Genomic DNA, 21,397 nt, shown 5'->3' with positions numbered 1-21,397 from the left:
CCCAAAAATCGACGCAATATCCCACGCCTGACACGAGCCTTTTGGGCGACAGATGCCTCATCATTCACATGCAAGTCATTGAAGACCAGAATGGAGCACGTCAAATATAGGAACTAAACCCTCCGTGCAGCCCCCACTCCCCAATCACCGAACGCCTGTACAACCTCCGCTTTACCGTAGCAGGCAACACCCAGGGACTCTCTGGTGCAGGCACGTTCTTCCCTGCTAGGTCGGCAACGCAATTTCAAGCACTTATCAATGCGGCCGAATCCGCACGGGCCACCAAGTAGGCCGCGTGGCCGGCCCCGATACCATCAACCTGCTTTTTCACTGCATCACCTACGAGGGGCAAATTCTGGCCGGCTGGTCGCGTGGCACGGTTGGGGGGATGAAGCAGGGCGGGCGACGCTGGCGTTTGCATGAGGTTGGTTGTCGGGTGCGGAGGGTGTTGGAGGGGGCGAGTTATGTGGAGGTTGTGGAGTAGCGATTCAGAATTCGCCGATAAGCACAGAAAAATCCGCTGCTTGAAAACTCAAACAGCGGGTCGTTTGATGAATTTGAGCATTCAGAATCCGCGCACCAACCGTGAAGCCTTACGCCACCAGGGTTCATGCTGGTTGAAAGAATTCTCCGCCAACACGCACGGCATATCCCGCAGTCGAATCCACGGCTCATCCTGCCAATGCAGCATGCAGAGCGACATCTTCGGCCAATCCAGTACGCTCAGCGTGGGACGCTCCACCATCTGTGATGGCCGTGCATCACGAAGCGTAGGCACAACCTGATGCGTCAGCCATTCACGCAGAACTCGATACTCAGGGCAGTAGTGATAAATCAAAAGCGCATACACACCTGACTCACTTACCATCAGGCTCTCTTTCGGCGCGCCGTATACATTGACAAGCATCATTTGCCGCTGATCCCCATCAAGCTTGCGCGTCATGCGCTCATCGAGATGCTTGCCCATCAACCGCCCCAGATCATGCGCGCAGAACCAAGCTTGGTTCTCGACAAGAAGGGCATGCAGGTGAACGTTGTGTCGAGTGAAAAGGGTGGTGTCGAGTGATTCAGACATTGCGTACCTCTCGGAGCGGATGCGCGAGGCTGGATCTATGGGGGCGGCAATTCACCCTCATCATGAAGGTTGGATAGTCAGGCATTTCCTTTACCTCTGGCTGCTTTCTTAGGGCATTTCGTTATGGGTGTCGGGAGCTAAGAAACCCACCAGAGACGGGCCGGACATATTCCCCTTTCGGGTCTTGTATTCGCCCACTCCCGACATAACGGGGATTTTCTCGCAGGCGTAGAGAAACCGCAGACGAAAAAAAGCCGCATGACTATCGGGTGCGGATGACCGCTCTGGTTTGTAGAGTTTCTTAGGCTCGGAAGCGAGGTTAGGTTGATCAGGGGGAATCGTCAACCAGCGACTTTTCCTACCTATCAAGAAACAAAAACGAAATCTGGACAAAGGCTGAGAGTAAATTATGCTGTGTTTATATCCAGTATTTGGTCGCTGTTAATTTTTATTCTTACCCGAATCCGTGTTGGTAAGCCTATGTCACGGATCCGAAGAAATTTCATTTACTTTGAGGTTTACGGGGCTAGAATGGTGACCATTCGTCACAGCTTTGACCCAGAGGAATTTCGGGCTCATGAATCTTTTTGAAACGCCATCGTTTGAATCTTTGAGCAAAACGACTTCGGGCTCCTATGAACGGGATACTCATCCTGTGACTGACCTTGCCCTGTTGCACAAGCTGCTTGAGATTTACGATCAAGGTCAGCTCGCCGAGATTCTCAACGATGTCAGCCCAACCCATTGGTGCCGTGAAACGATCAATCGCTGGGTCAAAGGCAAGGCTTCGCCGAAGCTTTCCCATATTGAATTCACTCGCCTGGAAGCCCTGCTGCCCAAACGGTTGAATCACAAACCTTCCTTTACCTTCATCGATCTTTTTGCCGGCATCGGGGGCATCAGAAAAGGTTTTGAAGCCATCGGTGGCGAATGTCTATTCACATCCGAGTGGAATAAGTACGCGGTCAAAACCTACAAGGCGAACCATTTCTGTGATCCGGTTAGCCATAGCTTCAATCTCGATATTCGCTCGGTCACGCTTTCAGACAAACCTGAAATCAGCGACGAAGAAGCCTACGAGAACATAAGACGCAAGATTCCTGATCACGATGTCCTGCTAGCAGGTTTTCCGTGCCAGCCATTCTCCCTTGCAGGTGTTTCCAAGAAGAACTCCTTGGGGCGTAAACACGGTTTCGAGTGTGAGACTCAAGGCACTCTGTTCTTCGACGTTGCCCGGATCATTGCCGCGAAGCGACCAGCCGCATTCCTGCTTGAAAACGTGAAAAACCTGAAAAGCCATGACAAGGGCAATACGTTCCGGATCATTTGCGAAGCGCTGGATGAATTGGGCTATGAGGTTGCAGATGTCAATGCGCCGAAGGGTTCAGACCCCAAGGTCATCGATGCCAAGCACTTCGTGCCGCAGCATCGTGAACGGATCGTGCTTGTAGGTTTTCGTCGTGACTTGAATGTTCACCAAGGATTCACGTTAAGTGAAATCAACAAGCACTTCCCGAAGCAAAAACCTACGTTTGGCGATTTGCTCGATAAAGAAGTAGACAGCAAATACATCCTGACGCCAAAGCTCTGGGATTACCTGTATCGCTATGCTGCGAAGCATCGCGAGAAAGGTAATGGCTTCGGTTTTGGGTTGACTCGGGCTAATGACGTGGCACGTACGTTGTCAGCGAGGTACCACAAGGACGGCTCTGAAATCCTTGTTGACCGAGGCTTTGTCGAAACTCTGGATTTCAATAGCGAACTGAACCAGATTAATCGGCCTCGTCGATTGACGCCTCATGAGTGTTCACGTTTGATGGGATTTGATAAGCCTGGCGAGAGCGCATTCATCATTCCGGTTTCTGACACTCAGGCTTATCGTCAGTTTGGCAACTCTGTTGCCGTCCCGGTTTTTGAGGCGGTTGCTCGATTGATGAAGGACCGTATCCTGAAAGCGAAAGAGAAAATGGCCGACACTGAGCAGCCTCAGTTGGAATTCGCCCTTCCAGCTTGATGAGATAGCCGCGTCGGTCTCAGCTTCGGAGCGCCCAGCGCTCCGGAATGGAGGCTATTTGACTGATGTCGTGGATGTAGCTACACGCTCCAGAATGATGGCTGGAATTCAGGGTAAAAATACCAAGCCTGAACTTCTAATCCGCAAAGCCCTGCACGCACGGGGCTTTCGTTTCCGCGTACATGTTAAAGACCTACCCGGCAAACCCGATCTGGTGTTACCGAAATATCGTGCGCTTGTCTTCATTCATGGCTGTTTTTGGCATGGGCATGCATGCAGGTATTTTAAGGTTCCCCAAACTCGTCCTGAGTTCTGGTTAGAGAAAATCGGAAAAAATCAGACTCGTGCCAGCCTTCAGGAAGGCGCCCTTAAAGCAATGGGTTGGAGGGTTCTTATCGTGTGGGAATGTGCTGTAAGGTCGATGAAAAAAGAAAAATCCCCATTGCTCGTTGACCTGATAGCTAGCTGGCTGATAAATGGATCGGAATATTTCCAGATCGACGAGGATGTGTTGAAACCAGGATGTACATCCGCACATTAGGGAAGTTAATTGTTGTGGCTGGGACGTCGGCCGCCTGCCAAACACCTTCAAGCAGTTTCGAGCACACCTGCATCTGCGACAGATGACAAGCGACCAGATTGTTGCCCTGCTGCCAACCTCCTGAGTAGCTCGCCCGAATATCAGAAATAAGGAACAACAATGGGTTTCCATCCGGAATGGAATGATATTTCCACTTTGATCAATCAGAGTGAGAGTCTTTTCATCAAGAAACTGTCTCGTAATGACACGTCTTGGGCAGATAGCTCCAAGAATGGGCATCAGAACGGCTTTTTTATCCCTCGCCTTGTTGCAGAATCTGACTTCTTTCCAAAACTAAAAAATTCCAACCCGGAAAAACCGCACATTTACGATGTCGAATACCCAACATTCTGGCCAGCCTCAGGCGAGATAAAGACATCGACGATCAAACATTTTTCGATGCGCAATCCAACCAATAAAGAGAAAGCAAAGCCAAGGTACGAATGGCAGCACACAGGTATACCCAAGGAGCAATTCCAGGCGCTTTCCCCAGCCTCGTTGCTCGTTATCGGAAAACTCAAACAAGTGAGCTTTGGTTCCAACTATTGGTTCATCGTTGTCGATTCGGTAAGCGAAGAAGCGGAAATTATCGAGACCGCATTCGAGCTGGGTGCCGATTTCCACTTTGGCCTGTTCGATCCTGCTTCGCTTGCTGAGCCTGCTTCCGAAACTGATCAGCTCATTGCCGAGCTTTCGCAGGCGATCAAGGATGGCACCTTGGAGCAATTCATTAAGAAGCAGACTCTTCCATCTCCAGAGACTCTGGCGGGAAAAGCGCAGAGCAAGTGGCTTAGTGAGAGCGGCTTTTGCGACATGAATCCGTTCTCCGTCTCCCATCCTGGTGACGCGGTCATGCGCATCAGCAGGGACATTGAATATTCCATCTACAAGCAGGCAGAACTTCGCTTTCGTGCAGCTCAAGTCGCCCGAATTCTCCTTCATGGGGGAGGTGATCCTGTCGGCAATCTGGTTCGGGCATTCTCTGAACTCGACTCGATATTCCTCAGCGCGGCTCAAACCAGAAAGAGCAGAGCTGGGCTTTCGTTTGAGCATCATGTAGCGAGGCTTTTCAAGGATGGTCGAATTCGTCACGAAGCGCAGGCTGTCTTCGGTGGTAGGCGCCCGGATTTCGTCTTGCCTGACGTCAAGGAGCTCAACCTGAAGGGAGATGCGATTATTGTCTCCTTGAAGACAACACTGCGCGAGCGATGGAAGCAATTGGCCCTGGAGAAGCCGCTTGGAGCAATTTTTCTCGCTACTGTTGATGACCGGGTGTCTGGTGAGGCCATCGATGAAATGGAAAGGAATTCGATTTTCTTGGTTGTGCCGGAGTCTTTGAAAAAAGCTAAAGAGTCAGCTTACGATGGCTACGATAACGTCATCACATTCAGACAATTTTTCGATAATGAGGTGAGATTGAAGCGTCCTTCGTTGATCCTTCCGCTGTAGCTCATGAGCTAGTCAGGGGAACACTTCCTGAGGCGAATTTTGGGGCAATAAAAAATTAGTAAAAAATAGCCGCGAAGCCCGCGGCTATCCCTACTTCAGGTCAAAGTTGCGCAAAAATGCTGATCATACAGCTATCGCCTTTTCGATAACCTGGCCGTGGTGCCTGAAAGTAATCACCGGAGAAACTGAGGTTGGAAATTTTACTCAGTTCACAAAGATCCCATTCGTGGCCTGGTGTGATGTGACCTCCCAGAATCTGAAAGCACCGTAGCAATACTTTTCCCGTGCGAGAAATGCCAATTGCATGTGGTTCTACTACACGATCAATTCCGCTGTAGGTGAATTTCAGCACTTGAAGATTGTTGATTGCATCAATAATGATCTGTCTCATGCATGTTACTCATGACGTGATTATAGAGCGGGACAGTTGCCTGTCCCGCACGGTCAGGCTTTTACAAAGAAGCAGAAAGGACGCCCATCTTTCCGAAAGACGTCTTTTCCGCTACGCCAGTGCTTAAAGCTCATACAGAAAACAGCTCTGTATCCTGGCGGTGCTACCGGATATCCGTTCATAACGAATTCTCCGACGCGAGGCCGTTGTAACCGTCCGAAGATTGTCTATAATCACGTCGCGCATTTTCCTAATGCATCGTGATTTGAGTTCCTTCAGTCACGGCCCGCACCTTTGGGCTTCTGTTCAAAGGTGCGGTCAAGACCCGCAGCAATCGTTGGCGCGATTGCTGCGGGTTTCTTGTTTCTGCCTTCTGAATTGCAGCTTATTGAAGTTTTTATGGCCCTGCTGTCATTCGAGCAGCAGGGCCATATAAATCAATCCCAGCTAAGCGCACCACCGGTTTGGTACTCAATAACCCGAGTCTCAAAGAAATTCTTCTCTTTCTTCAAGTCCATAATCTCGCTCATCCAAGGGAACGGGTTAGTCGTCCCTGGATACTCTTCTTTCAACCCAATCTGCGAAAGACGACGGTTAGCGATGAACTTCAGGTAGTCCTCCATCATCGCCGCGTTCATGCCCAACACGCCGCGAGGCATGGTGTCGCGTGCGTATTCGATTTCCAGCTGAGTGCCTTGCAGAATCATCTGCGAAGCTTCTTCCTTCATCTCGGCATCCCACAGGTGTGGGTTTTCGATTTTGATCTGGTTGATCACGTCGATGCCGAAGTTCAGGTGCATGGATTCGTCGCGCAGGATGTACTGGAACTGCTCGGCGACGCCGGTCATTTTGTTGCGGCGGCCCATGGAGAGGATCTGGGTGAAGCCGCAGTAGAAGAAGATGCCTTCCAGAACGCAGTAGTAGGCGATCAGGTTGCGCAGCAGCTCTTTGTCGGTTTCGACGGTGCCGGTTTCGAACTTCGGATCGGAGATCGAACGGGTGTATTTGAGGCCCCAGGTGGCTTTTTTCGCGACCGATGGGATCTCGTGGTACATGTTGAAGATCTCGCCTTCATCCATGGCCAGCGATTCGATGCAGTACTGGTAGGCATGGGTGTGGATCGCCTCTTCGAAGGCCTGGCGCAGGATGTACTGGCGGCATTCCGGGTTGGTGATCAGGCGGTACACGGCCAGGACCAGGTTGTTGGCAACCAGGGAGTCGGCGGTGGAGAAGAAGCCGAGGTTGCGCATCACGATGCGGCGCTCGTCGTCGGTCAGGCCTTCCGGGTCTTTCCAGAGGGCGATGTCGGCGGTCATGTTGACTTCTTGCGGCATCCAGTGGTTTGCGCAGCCGTCCAGGTATTTCTGCCAGGCCCAGTCGTACTTGAATGGCACGAGTTGGTTGAGGTCGGCGCGGCAGTTGATCATGCGCTTTTCGTCGACGGCGACACGGGCGGAGGCGCCTTCGAGTTCGGCGAGGCCTTCGGCGATGTCGAGGTTGTCCAGGGCAGCTTTGGCACGGGCGATAGCGGCAGAGTCGGTCGCGGTGACGGCGCGAGCTTCTTGAGCGGCGACACCACCAGCGGTGTCGAGTCGGTCCATGTTGGCTTCAGTCGCGTGGCCGGCGTTGGCGCCTTTTACCACGGTCTCGCCGCTGTCTTCTTTGTCGAATTCGTCCCAGCTCAGCATGACGTGTCGTCTCCTGCGTGAGGGCCAGATGCCCGTGTGAAAACTGATTGGTTGTTTTTCACACGGCCGTACTGGCCGCGTTGGATAGCGTTTTTTGCAGCGGTACACGCAGGCAAATAAACATAATTTTGTACGGGGTTCCGAGAGCCTCTGATGGGCGCAGAAATCGGTGAAGACTTCGGCGTGGGCTTCAGACTGGCTTTTCGTCCCTGTAAGGGAATATTGCAGGCCCGTTTAAGCCGGCATTATAGGGAAATTTTTGCCGGCGTGGTGCGGCGAATCGGCTCATGGAGTGGCCGAAAGGGATGGTTTTTGGAGCAAACCGAGGTATTACAGGGCTTTGGCCGGTGCAGATTTTTTTTCGTTAATTTTGACGCTGAATCGAATTTGTTCAAAAAACAGCCAAAAATGGCGTTTTTCACTACATCTTGTGGTTTGCAAGGGGTTTCGCCGCTTCAAAACACAACTGAGCCCGACGAAGCCGGGCTGGAATTGACCTTCAGCGATCAACTGAAAGGGGCCGATTCGGTGCAGTCACGATCATCCGTTGGTGCAGCCGTTACCCATGATGCTGTAACGCAGGATGTGGCGTTGGCCTTGGGAGTCGTCGTATTCCATTTTCACCGGAACAACTTCGCACACATTGGGGACTTCACTCATGGAGATTACTTTGGCGATGTCCAGGTGAGTCGAGTAAGTGTATTCCTCGATGGCTGGTTTCTGCTGTGCGACATCAGTCGGGATCTCGTCTGCCATGGCGGTTGCGCACAGGCTGCTGAGGGCCATAACTAATAAAGCTTTCATTTCAGATTTACCTTTTAGAGGTCGAATGGGGTCACGCAACCTTTTTGGGGTTGCGTGTGGAGCTTGATTAAAGAGTCTTGGATTAACGGCCTTCGTGGGGGCTGCAACTTGGTTAATCACGTTGCCTTGTTGGCGAGGCTGATTTTAGGCGTGGGGGGTGCATTCATATAGGTGGGGTTTTGATAAACACCTTTGACAGATCCTGTAACAATCCTCGAATAAGGTTGTGTTAACCGGTCGATTGCGATTTTGGTGATGTGGTTTTTCAGGTGGGCCGCGTTATCGTTTTTCGCGGGCAAGCCTCACTCCTACAGGGGTTGCGGTGTGTTGGGGAGGTGTGTTTTGGGCTTATCACGGTAATTTGTAGGGGCTTGTTACTACCATCGTCGAATGGTTCTATAGGCCCGGCCCGGCTACAACTGGGGGCATACAAAAACAACTATTCCACCGAGGTAAGAAAGATGAGTGCGGCTTCTCTGTATCCCGTTCGTCCCGAGGTTCTGGCCAATACGTTGACTGACGAGGCAACCTACAAAGCCATGTACCAGCAGTCCGTCGTCAACCCGGACGGATTCTGGCGCGAGCAAGCCAAGCGCCTCGACTGGATCAAGCCTTTCACCACGGTGAAGCAAACCTCCTTCGACGATCACCATGTCGACATCAAATGGTTCGCCGACGGCACCCTCAACGTTTCCTACAACTGCCTCGACCGTCATCTGGCCGAGCGCGGCGATCAAGTCGCGATCATTTGGGAAGGGGATGACCCTGCCGAAAGCCGCAACATCACCTACCGCGAGCTGCACGAACAAGTCTGCAAATTCGCCAACGCCTTGCGCGGCCAGGATGTACACCGCGGCGACGTGGTGACTATCTATATGCCGATGATCCCCGAAGCCGTGGTCGCCATGCTGGCCTGCACCCGGATCGGCGCGATTCACTCGGTGGTGTTCGGTGGTTTCTCGCCGGAAGCCCTGGCCGGCCGCATCATCGACTGCAAATCCAAAGTGGTGATCACCGCGGACGAAGGCATTCGTGCCGGCAAGAAGATCCCGCTCAAGACCAACGTCGACGACGCGCTGACCAACCCGGAAACCAGCAGCATTCAGAAGGTCATCGTGTGCAAGCGCACCGGTGGCAACATCAAGTGGAACCAGCATCGCGACATCTGGTACGAAGACCTGATGAAAGTGGCGGGCAGTGTCTGCGCGCCGAAAGAGATGGGCGCTGAAGAAGCCCTGTTCATCCTTTACACCTCCGGTTCGACTGGCAAGCCGAAGGGCGTGCAGCACACCACCGGCGGTTACCTGCTGTACGCCGCCATGACCCACGAGCGCGTGTTCGACTACCGCCCGGGCGAAGTCTATTGGTGCACCGCCGACGTCGGCTGGGTCACCGGCCACACTTACATCGTCTACGGCCCACTGGCCAACGGCGCGACCACCGTGCTGTTCGAAGGCGTGCCGAACTATCCGGACATCACCCGGGTGGCGAAGATCGTCGACAAGCACAAGGTCAACATCCTCTACACCGCCCCCACGGCGATCCGCGCGATGATGGCGTCGGGCAAAGCCGCTGTTGAAGGCGCTGATGGCAGCAGCCTGCGTCTGTTGGGTTCGGTCGGTGAGCCGATCAACCCGGAAGCGTGGGATTGGTACTACAAGAACGTCGGCCAGTCCCGTTGCCCGATCGTCGACACCTGGTGGCAGACCGAAACCGGCGGCAACATGATGAGCCCGTTGCCAGGCGCTCACGGCCTCAAGCCGGGTTCGGCGGCACGTCCGTTCTTCGGCGTGGTACCGGCACTGGTGGATAACCTGGGCAACATCCTCGAAGGCGTTGCCGAGGGTAACCTGGTGATTCTCGATTCGTGGCCAGGCCAGGCGCGCACGCTGTACGGTGACCATGACCGCTTCGTCGACACCTACTTCAAGACTTTCCGTGGCATGTACTTCACCGGTGACGGCGCACGTCGCGATGAAGACGGTTATTACTGGATCACCGGGCGCGTGGACGACGTGCTCAACGTGTCCGGCCACCGCATGGGCACCGCTGAGATCGAAAGCGCGATGGTCGCTCACCCGAAAGTCGCCGAGGCAGCCGTGGTTGGCGTGCCGCACGACATCAAGGGGCAGGGCATTTATGTCTACGTCACGTTGATCGGTGGCGAAGAGCCTAGCGAGCAACTGCGTCTGGAACTGAAAAACTGGGTGCGCAAGGAGATCGGTCCGATTGCTTCGCCGGATGTGATCCAGTGGGCGCCGGGGCTGCCGAAAACCCGTTCGGGCAAGATCATGCGCCGGATTCTGCGCAAGATTGCCACGGCCGAATACGATGGGTTGGGGGATATCTCCACCCTGGCGGATCCAGGTGTGGTGCAGCATTTGATTGATGAACACAAGATCATGAACGTCGCTTAACCTGGCGTTCCTGAGTCATCGAAGCCCCGCCCGGCATTGCGCCGGGTGGGGCTTTTTCATGTCTGGGGTTTTTGTGGGACAGTTCGGGCCTCATCGCTAGCAGGCTAGCTCCCACAGGGATCTCCAGTGGATTCACAGTTTGAACCGAGCGCAGCTCCCCTGTGGGAGCTAGCCTGCTAGCGATGGCGATCTGTCAGACGCTAAATAAACATCGCCCAATAATTATCGGCTTCATCCGTAAGCCAATTCCCACTGTTACCCGCCACCCTTCAAGTAACTGAATGTGTAACCTCGCGCCCTGAGACGGGGCATTGGGAAACGCCAACCCCCATTCCCGGGCCTCTCCAGCCCTTCCAAAAAATAAGACATGACGCTGCGCTTGCCGGATTAGAAGGCTTTGCCAATAATAGGCCCGCAATTTGCAGCAGTGATCGGTTCACTGTCTTTTGCTCTTGCATGAATTTGCAGGGCTGTCAACGCGCTCAAACGGCTTTCTCGGTGCTTCTGTAATTAGTTGTCGCATTGAAGAAATATCGGCTTCGGGCCTGTCGTTAGAATGCCGATCACTCGCTCGTTGTGGCTCGCGTTGAAAAAAGCGCGCGATTCCTACAACGCAGCACCGCTTTGCGGTTCCACTCATTCGCATATTGGGCTGTCGCTCACTCTGCCGTTTTAGCCCTTTACCGATGGAGTCCCAAGATGAAGAAACTCGTGCTGCTTGGCGCCCTGGCACTGTCCGTGCTCTCCCTGCCGACTTTCGCTGATGAAAAACCTCTGAAGATCGGTATCGAAGCGGCTTACCCTCCGTTCGCCTCCAAAGCACCGGACGGCAGCATCGTTGGTTTCGACTACGACATCGGCAACGCCCTGTGCGAAGAGATGAAGGTCAAGTGCACGTGGGTCGAGCAAGAGTTCGACGGTCTGATCCCGGCACTTAAAGTGCGCAAGATCGACGCGATCCTGTCGTCCATGTCGATCACCGAAGACCGCAAGAAATCCGTGGACTTCACCAACAAGTACTACAACACCCCGGCGCGCCTGGTCATGAAGGCGGGCACTCAAGTCAGCGAAGGCCTGGCTGAGCTGAAGGGCAAGAATATCGGCGTACAACGTGGTTCGATCCACGAGCGTTTCGCCCGCGAAGTCCTGGCCCCGCTGGGTGCCGAGATCAAGCCTTACGGTTCGCAGAACGAAATCTACCTCGACGTGGCCGCTGGCCGCCTCGACGGCACCGTGGCAGACGCTACGCTGCTGGATGACGGTTTCCTGAAAACCGACGCCGGCAAAGGTTTCGCCTTCGTTGGCCCGGCCTTCACCGACGTCAAATACTTCGGCGACGGCGTGGGTATCGCAGTTCGCAAGGGCGACGCGCTGAAAGACAAGATCAACACCGCGATCGCGGCCATTCGCGAGAACGGCAAGTACAAGCAAATCCAGGACAAATACTTCGCCTTCGACATCTACGGCAAGTAACACGTCCCGGCGACAAGTCCGAAATGGCGCAAGCAACAGGATCTCTGAGGTTTGCGCCATTTTTTCATCCCAACATTCGAGGACCTGAATCATGTTGAAAGGCTACGGGGCTGTCATCCTCGATGGCGCATGGCTGACGCTTCAGCTCGCCTTGTCCTCCATGGTCCTGGCCATCTTTCTGGGTCTGATCGGCGTTGCATTGCGTCTGTCGCCGGTTCGCTGGCTGGCCTGGCTGGGCGACCTGTATTCCACGGTGATCCGCGGTATTCCCGATCTGGTATTGATCCTGCTGATTTTCTACGGTGGTCAGGACCTGCTCAACCGCGTCGCGCCGATGCTCGGCTTTGACGACTACATCGACCTGAACCCGCTGGCCGCCGGTATCGGCACCCTGGGCTTCATCTTCGGTGCGTACCTGTCGGAAACCTTCCGTGGCGCCTTCATGGCGATCCCCAAGGGTCAGGCCGAAGCCGGCATGGCGTACGGCATGAGCAGTTTTCAGGTGTTCTTCCGGGTGTTGGTGCCGCAGATGATTCGTCTGGCGATTCCGGGCTTCACCAACAACTGGCTGGTACTGACCAAGGCCACCGCGCTGATTTCGGTGGTGGGTCTGCAAGACATGATGTTCAAGGCCAAGCAGGCGGCAGATGCCACCCGCGAACCTTTCACCTTCTTCCTCGCAGTGGCGGCGATGTACTTGGTGATCACCAGTGTCTCGTTGCTGGCATTGCGTCACCTTGAGAAGCGCTACTCGGTAGGCGTAAGGGCGGCTGATCTATGATCTTCGACTACAACGTCATTTGGGAGGCCTTGCCGCTGTACTTCGGCGGCCTGGTGACCACCCTCAAATTGCTCGCGCTGTCGCTGTTCTTCGGCCTGCTGGCGGCTTTGCCACTTGGCCTGATGCGTGTCTCGAAGAATGCTGTCGTTAACATGAGCGCTTGGCTTTTCACCTACGTGATCCGCGGCACGCCGATGCTGGTGCAGCTGTTCTTGATCTACTACGGTTTGGCGCAATTCGAAGCCGTGCGTGAAAGCTTTTTGTGGCCGTGGCTGTCCAGTGCGACGTTCTGTGCGTGCCTGGCCTTCGCGATCAACACCAGCGCCTACACCGCTGAAATCATCGCCGGCAGCCTGCGCGCCACGCCGAACGGTGAGATCGAAGCGGCCAAGGCCATGGGCATGTCGCGCTACAAAATGTACAAGCGCATCCTGTTGCCGTCGGCCCTGCGCCGGGCGCTGCCGCAGTACAGCAACGAAGTGATCATGATGCTGCAGACCACCAGTCTGGCGTCCATCGTGACCCTGATCGACATCACCGGCGCTGCGCGCACGGTCAATGCCCAGTACTACTTGCCGTTCGAAGCGTACATCACGGCGGGTGTGTTCTACCTGTGCCTGACCTTCATTCTGGTGAAGCTGTTCAAACTGGCCGAGCGCCGCTGGTTGGGCTATCTGGCCCCGCGGAAGCACTGATATGGAACGCATCGATCATTCATTGCCGTGGAACCACCTGGGCAGCGAACGCCAGATTTCGGTGTTCCGCTTCGGAAGTGGCGAGCGCAAGGCCTACATCCAGGCCAGCCTCCACGCCGATGAATTGCCGGGCATGCGCACGGCCTGGGAGCTGAAAAAGCGTCTGGCCGAACTCGAAGCCCAAGGCTTGCTCAACGGTGTGATCGAACTGGTGCCGGTGGCCAATCCACTGGGCCTGGGTCAATTGCTGCAAGGCAATCACCAAGGGCGTTTCGAAGCGGGCAGCGGCAAGAATTTCAACCGGGATTTCGTCGAGCTGAGCGCGCCAGTGGCCGCCGCGGTGGAAGGGCGCCTGGGTGATGATCCGCACGCCAATATTCAGCTGATCCGTCAGGCCATGAGCGATGCGCTGGCCGCATTGCCGCCGGCCGCGAGCCAGTTGCAAGGCATGCAGCGCATCTTGCTCAGCCATGCGTGCGCCGCCGACGTGGTGCTGGATTTGCACTGTGATGCCGAAGCCGCGCTGCACATGTACGCCTTGCCGCAACACTGGCCGCAATGGCGTTCGCTTGCCGCGCACCTGAACGTGAAAGTGGGGTTGCTGGCCGAAGATTCCGGCGGCAGTTCCTTTGACGAGGCTTGCTCGCTGCCGTGGTTGCGCCTGTCGCGTCAGTTTCCTGATGCGCAGATTCCACTGGCCTGCCTGGCGACTACCATTGAACTGGGTGGTCAGGCTGATACCGGTCGCGCAGAGGCCGAGGCTTACGCCGAAGGCATTCTGGCGTTCCTCGCCGAGCAAGGCTTGATCAGCGGCGAATGGCCGAAGCCTGCGCAAGAGGCGTGCGAAGGCATGCCGTTCGAAGGCACCGAATTGCTCTTCGCGCCGCACCCGGGCGTGATCAGCTTTTTGCGTAAACCCGGTGAGTGGATCGAAGCCGGCGACGAGATTTTTGAAGTGATCGATCCGTTATCGGATCGGGTCAGCACGGTGTGTGCTGGTACGTCCGGGGTGCTGTTTGCCATTGAACGGCTACGTTATGCCCAACCCGGTTTCTGGCTGGCCAAGGTGGCGGGGCGCGAAGCGCTGCGTCACGGGCGCTTGCTCAACGACTGACTGACTGTTTTTGTGAGAACCGACCGCATGTACAAACTTGAAGTCCAAGACCTGCATAAACGCTATGGCAGTCACGAAGTGCTCAAGGGCGTGTCCCTGAAAGCGGCGGCTGGCGATGTGATCAGCATCATCGGCTCCAGTGGCTCCGGCAAAAGTACGTTCCTGCGCTGCATCAACCTGCTCGAGCAGCCGCACGCGGGCCGTATTCTGCTCAACAACGAAGAGCTGAAACTGGTGGCGAACAAGGACGGCGCGATGAAAGCGGCCGACCCGAAACAGCTTCAACGCATGCGTTCGCGCCTGTCGATGGTGTTCCAGCATTTCAACCTGTGGTCGCACATGACCGCGCTGGAAAACATCATGGAAGCGCCGGTCCACGTACTGGGCATGTCCAAGGCCGAAGCTCGCGAGAAAGCCGAGCACTACCTGAACAAGGTTGGCGTGGCCCACCGCAAAGATGCTTACCCGGGCCACATGTCCGGCGGCGAGCAGCAGCGCGTAGCGATTGCCCGTGCGCTGGCGATGGAACCTGAAGTGATGCTGTTCGACGAACCGACCTCGGCACTCGACCCGGAACTGGTCGGCGACGTATTGAAAGTCATGCAGGCCCTGGCGCTGGAAGGCCGGACCATGGTGGTGGTGACTCACGAAATGGGCTTCGCCCGTGAAGTGTCGAACCAGTTGGTGTTCCTGCACAAAGGCGTCGTTGAGGAAAGCGGCAACCCGCGCGAAGTGCTGGTCAATCCACAGTCTGAACGTTTGCAGCAATTCCTCTCGGGCAGCCTGAAGTAAAGCGAACTCCCGTTGCGCACCGGGATAGTGCATGCTTCGCAACCTAAAGGCTGGCCCCGATTCCTGTGGGAACTGGCCTGCCAGCGATAGCGGTGGGCCAGTTTGCATCTCTGGCACAGACACGCCGCCATCGCTGGCAGGCCAGCTCCCACAGTTTGATCTCCATCGGTTTTGAGATTTGCGTTCATTTACGGGCTAGCATTGGCCCATGCCTTCATCACTGTTTTCGTTTCGGATTGCCCGCCATGACTGCCCATCGAATTGGTTTCCTGATTTGGCCCAGCACTAAAGCACTGACGCTTGCGCTGGCTGAGGAGGCCTTGCGTGTTGCCCAGCGTGTGCATCCGGACGTGGTCTACGAACTGTCGTTCTTGCAGGCCGAACCGCCGACCGAAGGCGCCTGGCAATTGCCGGGTGAGCCGTGGGCCGGCAAGCTCGAAAACTTCCAGAAACTGTTTCTGCTCGCCGATGAGCCGCCGACCACCCTCGCGCCGGCGCTCAGCAGTTCGCTGAAACAACTGGTGCGCGCCGGTTGTGTGATCGGCGGTTTGTCCGCCGGTGTCTACCCGTTGGCGCAACTGGGTTTGCTCGACGGCTACCGCGCTGCCGTGCATTGGCGCTGGCAGGACGATTTCGCCGAACGTTTCCCCAAAGTCATCGCCACCAGCCATCTGTTCGATTGGGATCGTGATCGACTGACCGCGTGTGGCGGTTTGTCGGTACTCGATCTGTTGCTGGCGGTGCTGGCCCGTGATCATGGCGCTGAACTGGCCGGCGCCGTTTCCGAAGAACTGGTGGTCGAGCGCATCCGTGAAGGCGGCGAGCGCCAGCGCATTCCATTGCAAAACCGCTTGGGCTCCAGCCATCCGAAGCTCACCCAAGCGGTGTTGCTGATGGAAGCCAACATCGAAGAGCCCCTGACCACCGACGAAATCGCCCAGCACGTGTGCGTGTCCCGTCGGCAGCTGGAGCGGATCTTCAAGCAATACCTCAACCGTGTGCCGAGCCAGTATTACCTGGAGCTGCGCCTGAACAAGGCCCGGCAGATGTTGATGCAAACCAGCAAGTCGATCATCCAGATCGGCCTGTCGTGTGGCTTCTCTTCAGGGCCGCATTTCTCCAGTGCCTACCGCAACTTCTTCGGCGCCACGCCGCGGGAAGATCGCAACCAGCGGCGCAGCAGCAGTCCATTCGAGTTGTCGTCGGTGCCGTCCGAGCGCGGCTGATCTACTCGTCGATTTCGGACCCCTCTGAGGTGGAAACCTGCATTTCACCTCGGTTGATGACCTCTTCTACGCCAAAGTCTGTGCCTGTCTGTTCGAAGTAACTGATCAGCCGTACCAGGCTTTCCTCGGAAAACGTGTTGCCTCTCAACGTGATGTTTTCTGCAGTTTCAACCGGCAACTCCATCAGGTCGCTGGGCACTTCGGTAATCCCGTTCATGCTCAGGTCAGCCCAGTCCAGGTCCGTCAGTTGAAGCAGGCCGTCGGGTATTTCCGTGAGGCCGGTGTCATTGAGCAACACGGTCGCCAGTTCTGGCATTTGACTAAGATCAGGCGTACGCCCCAGCGAGTTGAAACCGAGGTCGAGGTAATCAAGCAATTCCATTCCCGCCAATGCATTGGCCGTTTCTGCTGACAGGCTGACACGGCAATTGGGAAGCGACAGTGAGCGCAGGCGCCCCATCTTGAATACCGCGTCGGGAATGTTGCCGAGTTCACACTCGCGCAGCCTCAGGCTTTTGAGGTTAGGGAAGGCGTCCAGGAAACGCCCGATGCGCGTCACGCCATTGGTGCTCTGTATCTCCAGTGCGGATACATGACTGAAGTCTGCACTCAGGGCCGGCAGTTCTCCATTGATGACCGGGCGGATGGTGAGCTCGTAAGTGGGTTCCAGCGCATCGTTGAAGTCATCCAGTTCCGATTCACGCTGCCAGCAGCGCTCCAGCGCCTGCTTGAATTCGTCGCGGTTGGCGTGCTCGATAAACAGTTGGAAGGCGTTGAAGGGCTCGCCCGTCAGGGGGTGCTGGTCTGGAAGGTTGCTGGTCCAGGTCGACAAGTCATTTCTCAATTGGGTCAACTCTTCTTCCAGATGTGTCAGCGCGGTCCGGCCCTCCTCAAGTGTTCCCGGCAATTCGTACACAAACTCGCTCGCCTGTTCGACTTCCATGCTCGGGTACAGCGCCTTGACGCGATCAATGTCCGGCTCTGGGGCATAAACACCCATGTCGTAGGCGGTATCAAAATGGTGACGCTTGATCAGTTCGAGTGCTCTGTTTGAAAGCGGATTGTGCGTGAGGTGTATGCCCCGTTTGTCGTGCAGTGATGCCTCGAATAACTCGGCAGGTAACTCGCTGATTCGGTTGTTCATCAGCAAAAGGGTGTCGAGCTTTGGCTGTTGCAGGGCGCCGGGCGGGATTTCGCTCAGGTGAGTGTCGCTCAGGTCCACGTGCACCAGTTCGCTCATCGTGTCGAAATGGGGCAGGGTTTCAAACGGATTTTTGTACAGGTCCAGCATGGCCAGTTTGTTCAATGCCATCAGTTTCGCCCAAGTGGCCGCGTCGACCCTGATACCGCAATCGCTTAACACCAGGGCGTGCAGGTCTGGCATTCGGCTGATGGCGTCGGGGAGGGTGGCCAGCGAGAAGCGGCGCAATTCCAGACGGCGCAGCCCGCTGAAACCCTGTAGAAAACCGTGAATACCTTGCGCGGCATGATTGCCTTCCAGGGACAGTAAAGAGACATGGCTGAAATCGGCACTCAATGACGGCAAGTCACCGATGATCGGCTCTGCAAACCTGAGCACATATTGGCTAACCCCGTCCGGTGTGTCGAAGTCCCGGTCGGACTGTCGCCGCCAGCTGCGCTGGATTTCCTGAGCCAGCAATCGGCGATTGTTTCTCTGCGCTTGTTGATCCAGTTCAGTGAGCGGGCGTCCGGTTTCAGGATGAGCAGTGGGGGCGTCATCCGCCCAGGTGCGCAGCTCCTGATGCAGTCGGACCAATTCCCTGTTCAAGCGTGAAAGTTCTACACGGGCGCCATCGGGGTGAAGCTGCAATGCCTGAACAACGGACTGCATTTCCTCCTGAGGCAGGTCGGGGTAAACCTCGCGAACACGGTTGTCGAGGGTGGGGGTCTCGCGGTTCATTCGGCTGTAGCCCTGCGTGCCACCGGGCAGGCCCATGGTGGTGGGGTCGTAGAACGGTTTTCGATTAGGGTTTTTTGCGAACAGTGTGCGTAATGCCGGTTGTTCCAGCGCGTGTTCGGCGATGCGCTGTTTAAGTGCCCGGGCGTCTGCGATCGACGGGTTCAGCTTGTTGCGTTGCACATCCGGGAGCGCCTGGAACAGGGCGTGATAAAAATCACCAGGCGTCGAATCGTCGTCTGGGTGAACCTGGTATGTCCCGTCTTCAGCGCGAACCAGTGTATTGTGAGTGGGTGCATCGGGCTGGCCAATGCTGTCGCGCACGGTGCCCTCGGCAGTGTAATCCCTCACTTCGATACGCAACTCGGCTGGTAAATCGGGCAGCGAGTTCAGGCTCTGCAAGATCAGTCGGTGGGTGTCGGTGGTGTCCAGCGTGTCGGAATAAAAGCCTTCACAGGCTCGGGTCGCGCGCACCGCTTCCATGGCTTTGAGTGCCGCGTCCTTGAGCCGTTGGGGCGTGCGGCCGTTGTGCAGCTGCTTTAATTCGGTGCCGGAGGCATTGCTCACCAGTTCCTGGGCGATATCGGAGGGTAACCCCTGCACGTCGTCGATCAGTCGCTGGACGCGTGGTTCATCGGTTTTTTCCAGTGCGCGATAGCGCAAATCGAACAGTGCTTTGCGGTACTTGCGGGCGAGTTCGGCGCTCTGTTGCCTGAAGGCCGGCGTTTGGGCTTGCGGTGTCGGCATTGGCGTGTCGACGGGCCACGCGTCGTAGCCGCTCAGCAATTGATGCTGCAGGGGCACATCGGCGTTTCGATAGCGCTCGGGTTGATCGCTGCCGATCTGCTCGATAAAGGTTTCAATGTCCCGGTTGATCCTGAAGCGCTTGATCGTGTCGGTCAGCAGCGACGGCGGTCGATAGTGTTCGACATGCATTTCGCGCAGGGCATTGTCGTGGAAACCGCTGACCCGCAGGATCTGTTCGCGCTCGGCGCTGCTGAACGACTCGACGCTTTGGCCGAGACGGCGCATGACCGTTTCCCGATCCCAGTTCAGTGGTTGCTCCAACTCGGTGTGCCAGGCCCCGTGATGGTTGTGCAGCAGCGATGGCTGATACGCATCGGCCCGGGTTGGATGCTCAATCTGAAACGCGCCCGAAGTGGCATCGGGTTTCACGGAATACAGTTTTCCCTCCAAAGGCAGCAGCTTCTTGCCCTCGAGGTGATAAAGACCAAGTTGATCCGGTTTTGCGCCGGCGGGCAGCGTCTTTGCTTGCTCGTACGCGGTCAGGTCCGGCTTCCAGTAACGGGTTTTTCCGTTTGACGTTGCGACGGGCTTGAGTGGGTCGACCAGCGCGACAGCTTCACGCGAGAGCAGACGGCTGAAGGTACCGGCAGCGATTGCGCCGCCCACCACGAATGTCCCCACCTGAACCACGGTCTCGACGAAGGCGATCAGATGCCCGAACGCTTCGGTTTTCAACCCTTCGGCCAGGTCTACGATGCCTTCGAAGGTGTCGTCGAGTAACTGGTAGGCCATATAACCGAGCATCAATTCGCCGAGAAACGGGACGAACGGCAATGCCACGAACGATGCGATTTCAAGGAGCGTTGAAGCCACTTTGCTGAAGCCATCCCACAATGCCCATCGCGCGTTTCGGTCGGCAGAGGCGGTCGAGACAGCAAGCGTGCTGGCGTCGTTGAGGATCTTGTTCAGTTGTCGCTGATAAAGATGATTCCACAGGTTTGCGCTGAACGGCGTCATCGAGAACCGCAGATCGGGCCTGTCGATGGCCGTTGCGCGCCAGCTCGGCAGTGGCTCGCCACGCTTGTGTTGATGCCAGGTGACACGCTGGAGACGACGGTTCAGATCAGTGAAAAAATGGCCCCTTTCTTTATGCTCGACGAAGCGGCTGAAGAACGTCTGGTAATCCGGGGCGCGCAGCTTGCGGGTCAGCTCGGTCATGAACGCCAGGGTGTTCGGATATTCCTTGAGCGGATGTTCCGGATCGTCGGGAATGTAGGCAATGATCCGTGTTCCCTTGCGTGCACGCTCCAGGCTCGCGGCGAAAATGACAATCCCGGTCAGCGCGGAGGACATTATGGTCAGGTCATGACCGTACAGGGATTGGCCACCCAGTTGCGCCCCCGAACGCCCTTCCAGAAGGCGCAGGATCGAGAGATAGGCATCCTCTGGAATATCCTTGCGGATATGCGCCATTTGCAGCGCGGCTTTGAGGGCCGCTTTTTGCGAGCTGATCACCTTCGTTTTCAACACCGCGCCGGCCACCGGGTTGGTCAGCCCCAGATTGTCCTTGAGATACGTGTTGTACCGGGCACCGATGTCCAGTTCCCGGCACAGCCGCGCAAAAGCCGCGACGCCAAGCTTTTGCTTGACCGCCGGCAGCGTGTCGAACTGCCCGGTGGGCGAAGGTTTGGTGATGAATGTCGAGGCGGACTCGTAGGCATCAGCCGTCGTTTCCGATTCCTGAAAGTTGTGCAGGGCGGCGTCGAGCAGCGATACGGTCCAGGTGCGCGCGGCGCCCGTCTTGATCCCCAGCCAGGGCACGGTTTGCGGGATGTACAGGCGCAGGAAGGTGGTTTTGACATCCAGTTCCAGATCAAACCGGGTTTTCAGGGCTGCTTGTAGAAGGGGCTCGGCAAAGGCTCGTGCGCTTTGAAGCTTCGACAGTGTTGAGTCCAGACGATTTCGATGAGTCCAGTGTTCCTGGCTGATCTTTTTCAGCGACTGATGTTGCAGGGGCGTAGCGGTGCCATGCCAGCTCGGCGCGGCAAGCGTGGCGTTTTTCAGGGCGTTGCGCGTCGTGGACGATGCTTCTAATACCCAGGCCGGCAGATTGTTGAACAGGTGATGGTAATGATCGTCCGGCTGCGTGACGTATTCACTGGCGGCGGAATCAGAAGGGCGATCGTTTTCGTGTTGACTCATGCGCTATTCCCTTGGCGTTTGGATGAGCCGC

15 protein-coding genes and 1 pseudogene are annotated in these 21,397 nt (G+C 56.2%); 11 read left to right on the top strand and 5 right to left on the bottom strand.

Annotation, left to right across the window (positions count from 1 at the left end):
• Positions 1-143: 143 nt before the first annotated feature.
• Positions 144-423 (top strand): annotated as a pseudogene (locus ACA053_RS21905) (avidin-fold protein).
• 142 nt (positions 424-565) lie between these two features.
• Here the strand turns inward: ACA053_RS21905 and ACA053_RS21900 are convergent.
• A complete protein-coding gene (locus ACA053_RS21900; RefSeq protein WP_497393681.1) occupies positions 566-1,075 on the bottom strand; it encodes a BRO-N domain-containing protein in 510 nt (169 codons plus the stop codon).
• A gap of 577 nt (positions 1,076-1,652) precedes the next feature.
• Here ACA053_RS21900 and dcm point away from each other — a divergent pair.
• The 3 genes from dcm to ACA053_RS21885 all read left to right on the top strand — a co-directional run bounded on the left by dcm (position 1,653) and on the right by ACA053_RS21885 (position 5,118).
• The gene (gene dcm / locus ACA053_RS21895) at positions 1,653-3,089 is read left to right on the top strand and encodes a DNA (cytosine-5-)-methyltransferase (RefSeq protein WP_497393680.1); all 1,437 of its coding nucleotides are present in this window, start codon (positions 1,653-1,655) and stop codon (positions 3,087-3,089) included.
• Positions 3,090-3,147: 58 nt separating this feature from the next.
• Entirely contained in the window at positions 3,148-3,630 is a 483-nt protein-coding gene (locus tag ACA053_RS21890; protein WP_497393679.1) for a very short patch repair endonuclease, read from the top strand.
• 159 nt (positions 3,631-3,789) lie between these two features.
• A complete protein-coding gene (locus tag ACA053_RS21885) occupies positions 3,790-5,118 on the top strand; it encodes a type II restriction endonuclease (RefSeq protein ID WP_497393678.1) in 1,329 nt (442 codons plus the stop codon).
• A 100-nt stretch (positions 5,119-5,218) separates the two neighbouring features.
• On the opposite strand, the gene ACA053_RS21880 is transcribed toward ACA053_RS21885, so the two are convergent.
• The 3 genes from ACA053_RS21880 to ACA053_RS21870 all read right to left on the bottom strand — a co-directional run bounded on the left by ACA053_RS21880 (position 5,219) and on the right by ACA053_RS21870 (position 8,001).
• A complete protein-coding gene (locus tag ACA053_RS21880) occupies positions 5,219-5,509 on the bottom strand; it encodes a hypothetical protein (protein WP_497393677.1) in 291 nt (96 codons plus the stop codon).
• 437 nt (positions 5,510-5,946) lie between these two features.
• Entirely contained in the window at positions 5,947-7,197 is a 1,251-nt protein-coding gene (locus ACA053_RS21875) for a ribonucleotide-diphosphate reductase subunit beta (RefSeq protein WP_084322765.1), read from the bottom strand.
• Between the two features lie 540 nt (positions 7,198-7,737).
• Positions 7,738-8,001, bottom strand: coding sequence for a DUF2790 domain-containing protein (locus ACA053_RS21870; RefSeq protein ID WP_497313097.1), 264 nt, complete (start codon positions 7,999-8,001; stop codon positions 7,738-7,740).
• A gap of 461 nt (positions 8,002-8,462) precedes the next feature.
• Between ACA053_RS21870 and acs the strand changes: the two genes are divergently transcribed.
• From acs to ACA053_RS21835, 7 genes are all read left to right on the top strand, one after another.
• Entirely contained in the window at positions 8,463-10,418 is a 1,956-nt protein-coding gene (gene acs / locus ACA053_RS21865) for an acetate--CoA ligase (protein WP_109634109.1), read from the top strand.
• 699 nt (positions 10,419-11,117) lie between these two features.
• Positions 11,118-11,891: an ABC transporter substrate-binding protein gene (locus tag ACA053_RS21860; RefSeq protein WP_109634107.1), complete on the top strand. Its 774-nt coding sequence runs from the start codon at positions 11,118-11,120 to the stop codon at positions 11,889-11,891.
• A gap of 91 nt (positions 11,892-11,982) precedes the next feature.
• Entirely contained in the window at positions 11,983-12,672 is a 690-nt protein-coding gene (locus ACA053_RS21855; protein ID WP_010457254.1) for an ABC transporter permease, read from the top strand.
• Positions 12,669-13,367, top strand: a complete 699-nt coding sequence (locus ACA053_RS21850; protein WP_109634106.1) for an ABC transporter permease — start codon at positions 12,669-12,671, stop codon at positions 13,365-13,367. Before ACA053_RS21855 ends, ACA053_RS21850 begins: the two co-directional genes overlap by 4 nt.
• 1 nt (position 13,368) lies before the next feature.
• On the top strand, positions 13,369-14,481 hold the full coding sequence (locus ACA053_RS21845) for a M14 family metallopeptidase (protein WP_497393676.1): 1,113 nt from the start codon (positions 13,369-13,371) through the stop codon (positions 14,479-14,481).
• Positions 14,482-14,508: 27 nt separating this feature from the next.
• Positions 14,509-15,273, top strand: coding sequence for an ABC transporter ATP-binding protein (locus ACA053_RS21840; RefSeq protein ID WP_109634103.1), 765 nt, complete (start codon positions 14,509-14,511; stop codon positions 15,271-15,273).
• Positions 15,274-15,518: 245 nt separating this feature from the next.
• Positions 15,519-16,499, top strand: a complete 981-nt coding sequence (locus ACA053_RS21835) for a GlxA family transcriptional regulator (protein ID WP_010457247.1) — start codon at positions 15,519-15,521, stop codon at positions 16,497-16,499.
• Position 16,500: 1 nt separating this feature from the next.
• Here the strand turns inward: ACA053_RS21835 and ACA053_RS21830 are convergent, their stop codons facing one another.
• Positions 16,501-21,366, bottom strand: coding sequence for a dermonecrotic toxin domain-containing protein (locus ACA053_RS21830; RefSeq protein WP_497393675.1), 4,866 nt, complete (start codon positions 21,364-21,366; stop codon positions 16,501-16,503).
• Positions 21,367-21,397 lie beyond the last annotated feature (31 nt).

Source organism: Pseudomonas sp. LBUM1672 (assembly GCF_059695655.1).
This window is presented reverse-complemented; position numbering and strand designations above follow the sequence as displayed.

What these genes read in the sequence shown, in the direction of transcription:
- ACA053_RS21900 (WP_497393681.1), bottom strand. Translation starts at nt 1,075, where the DNA reads ATGTCTGAATCACTCGACACCACCCTTTTCACTCGACACAACGTTCAC.
- dcm (WP_497393680.1), top strand. Translation starts at nt 1,653, where the DNA reads ATGAATCTTTTTGAAACGCCATCGTTTGAATCTTTGAGCAAAACGACT.
- ACA053_RS21885 (WP_497393678.1), top strand. Translation starts at nt 3,790, where the DNA reads ATGGGTTTCCATCCGGAATGGAATGATATTTCCACTTTGATCAATCAG.
- ACA053_RS21880 (WP_497393677.1), bottom strand. Translation starts at nt 5,509, where the DNA reads ATGAGACAGATCATTATTGATGCAATCAACAATCTTCAAGTGCTGAAA.
- ACA053_RS21875 (WP_084322765.1), bottom strand. Translation starts at nt 7,197, where the DNA reads ATGCTGAGCTGGGACGAATTCGACAAAGAAGACAGCGGCGAGACCGTG.
- ACA053_RS21870 (WP_497313097.1), bottom strand. Translation starts at nt 8,001, where the DNA reads ATGAAAGCTTTATTAGTTATGGCCCTCAGCAGCCTGTGCGCAACCGCC.
- acs (WP_109634109.1), top strand. Translation starts at nt 8,463, where the DNA reads ATGAGTGCGGCTTCTCTGTATCCCGTTCGTCCCGAGGTTCTGGCCAAT.
- ACA053_RS21860 (WP_109634107.1), top strand. Translation starts at nt 11,118, where the DNA reads ATGAAGAAACTCGTGCTGCTTGGCGCCCTGGCACTGTCCGTGCTCTCC.
- ACA053_RS21855 (WP_010457254.1), top strand. Translation starts at nt 11,983, where the DNA reads ATGTTGAAAGGCTACGGGGCTGTCATCCTCGATGGCGCATGGCTGACG.
- ACA053_RS21850 (WP_109634106.1), top strand. Translation starts at nt 12,669, where the DNA reads ATGATCTTCGACTACAACGTCATTTGGGAGGCCTTGCCGCTGTACTTC.
- ACA053_RS21845 (WP_497393676.1), top strand. Translation starts at nt 13,369, where the DNA reads ATGGAACGCATCGATCATTCATTGCCGTGGAACCACCTGGGCAGCGAA.
- ACA053_RS21840 (WP_109634103.1), top strand. Translation starts at nt 14,509, where the DNA reads ATGTACAAACTTGAAGTCCAAGACCTGCATAAACGCTATGGCAGTCAC.
- ACA053_RS21835 (WP_010457247.1), top strand. Translation starts at nt 15,519, where the DNA reads ATGACTGCCCATCGAATTGGTTTCCTGATTTGGCCCAGCACTAAAGCA.
- ACA053_RS21830 (WP_497393675.1), bottom strand. Translation starts at nt 21,366, where the DNA reads ATGAGTCAACACGAAAACGATCGCCCTTCTGATTCCGCCGCCAGTGAA.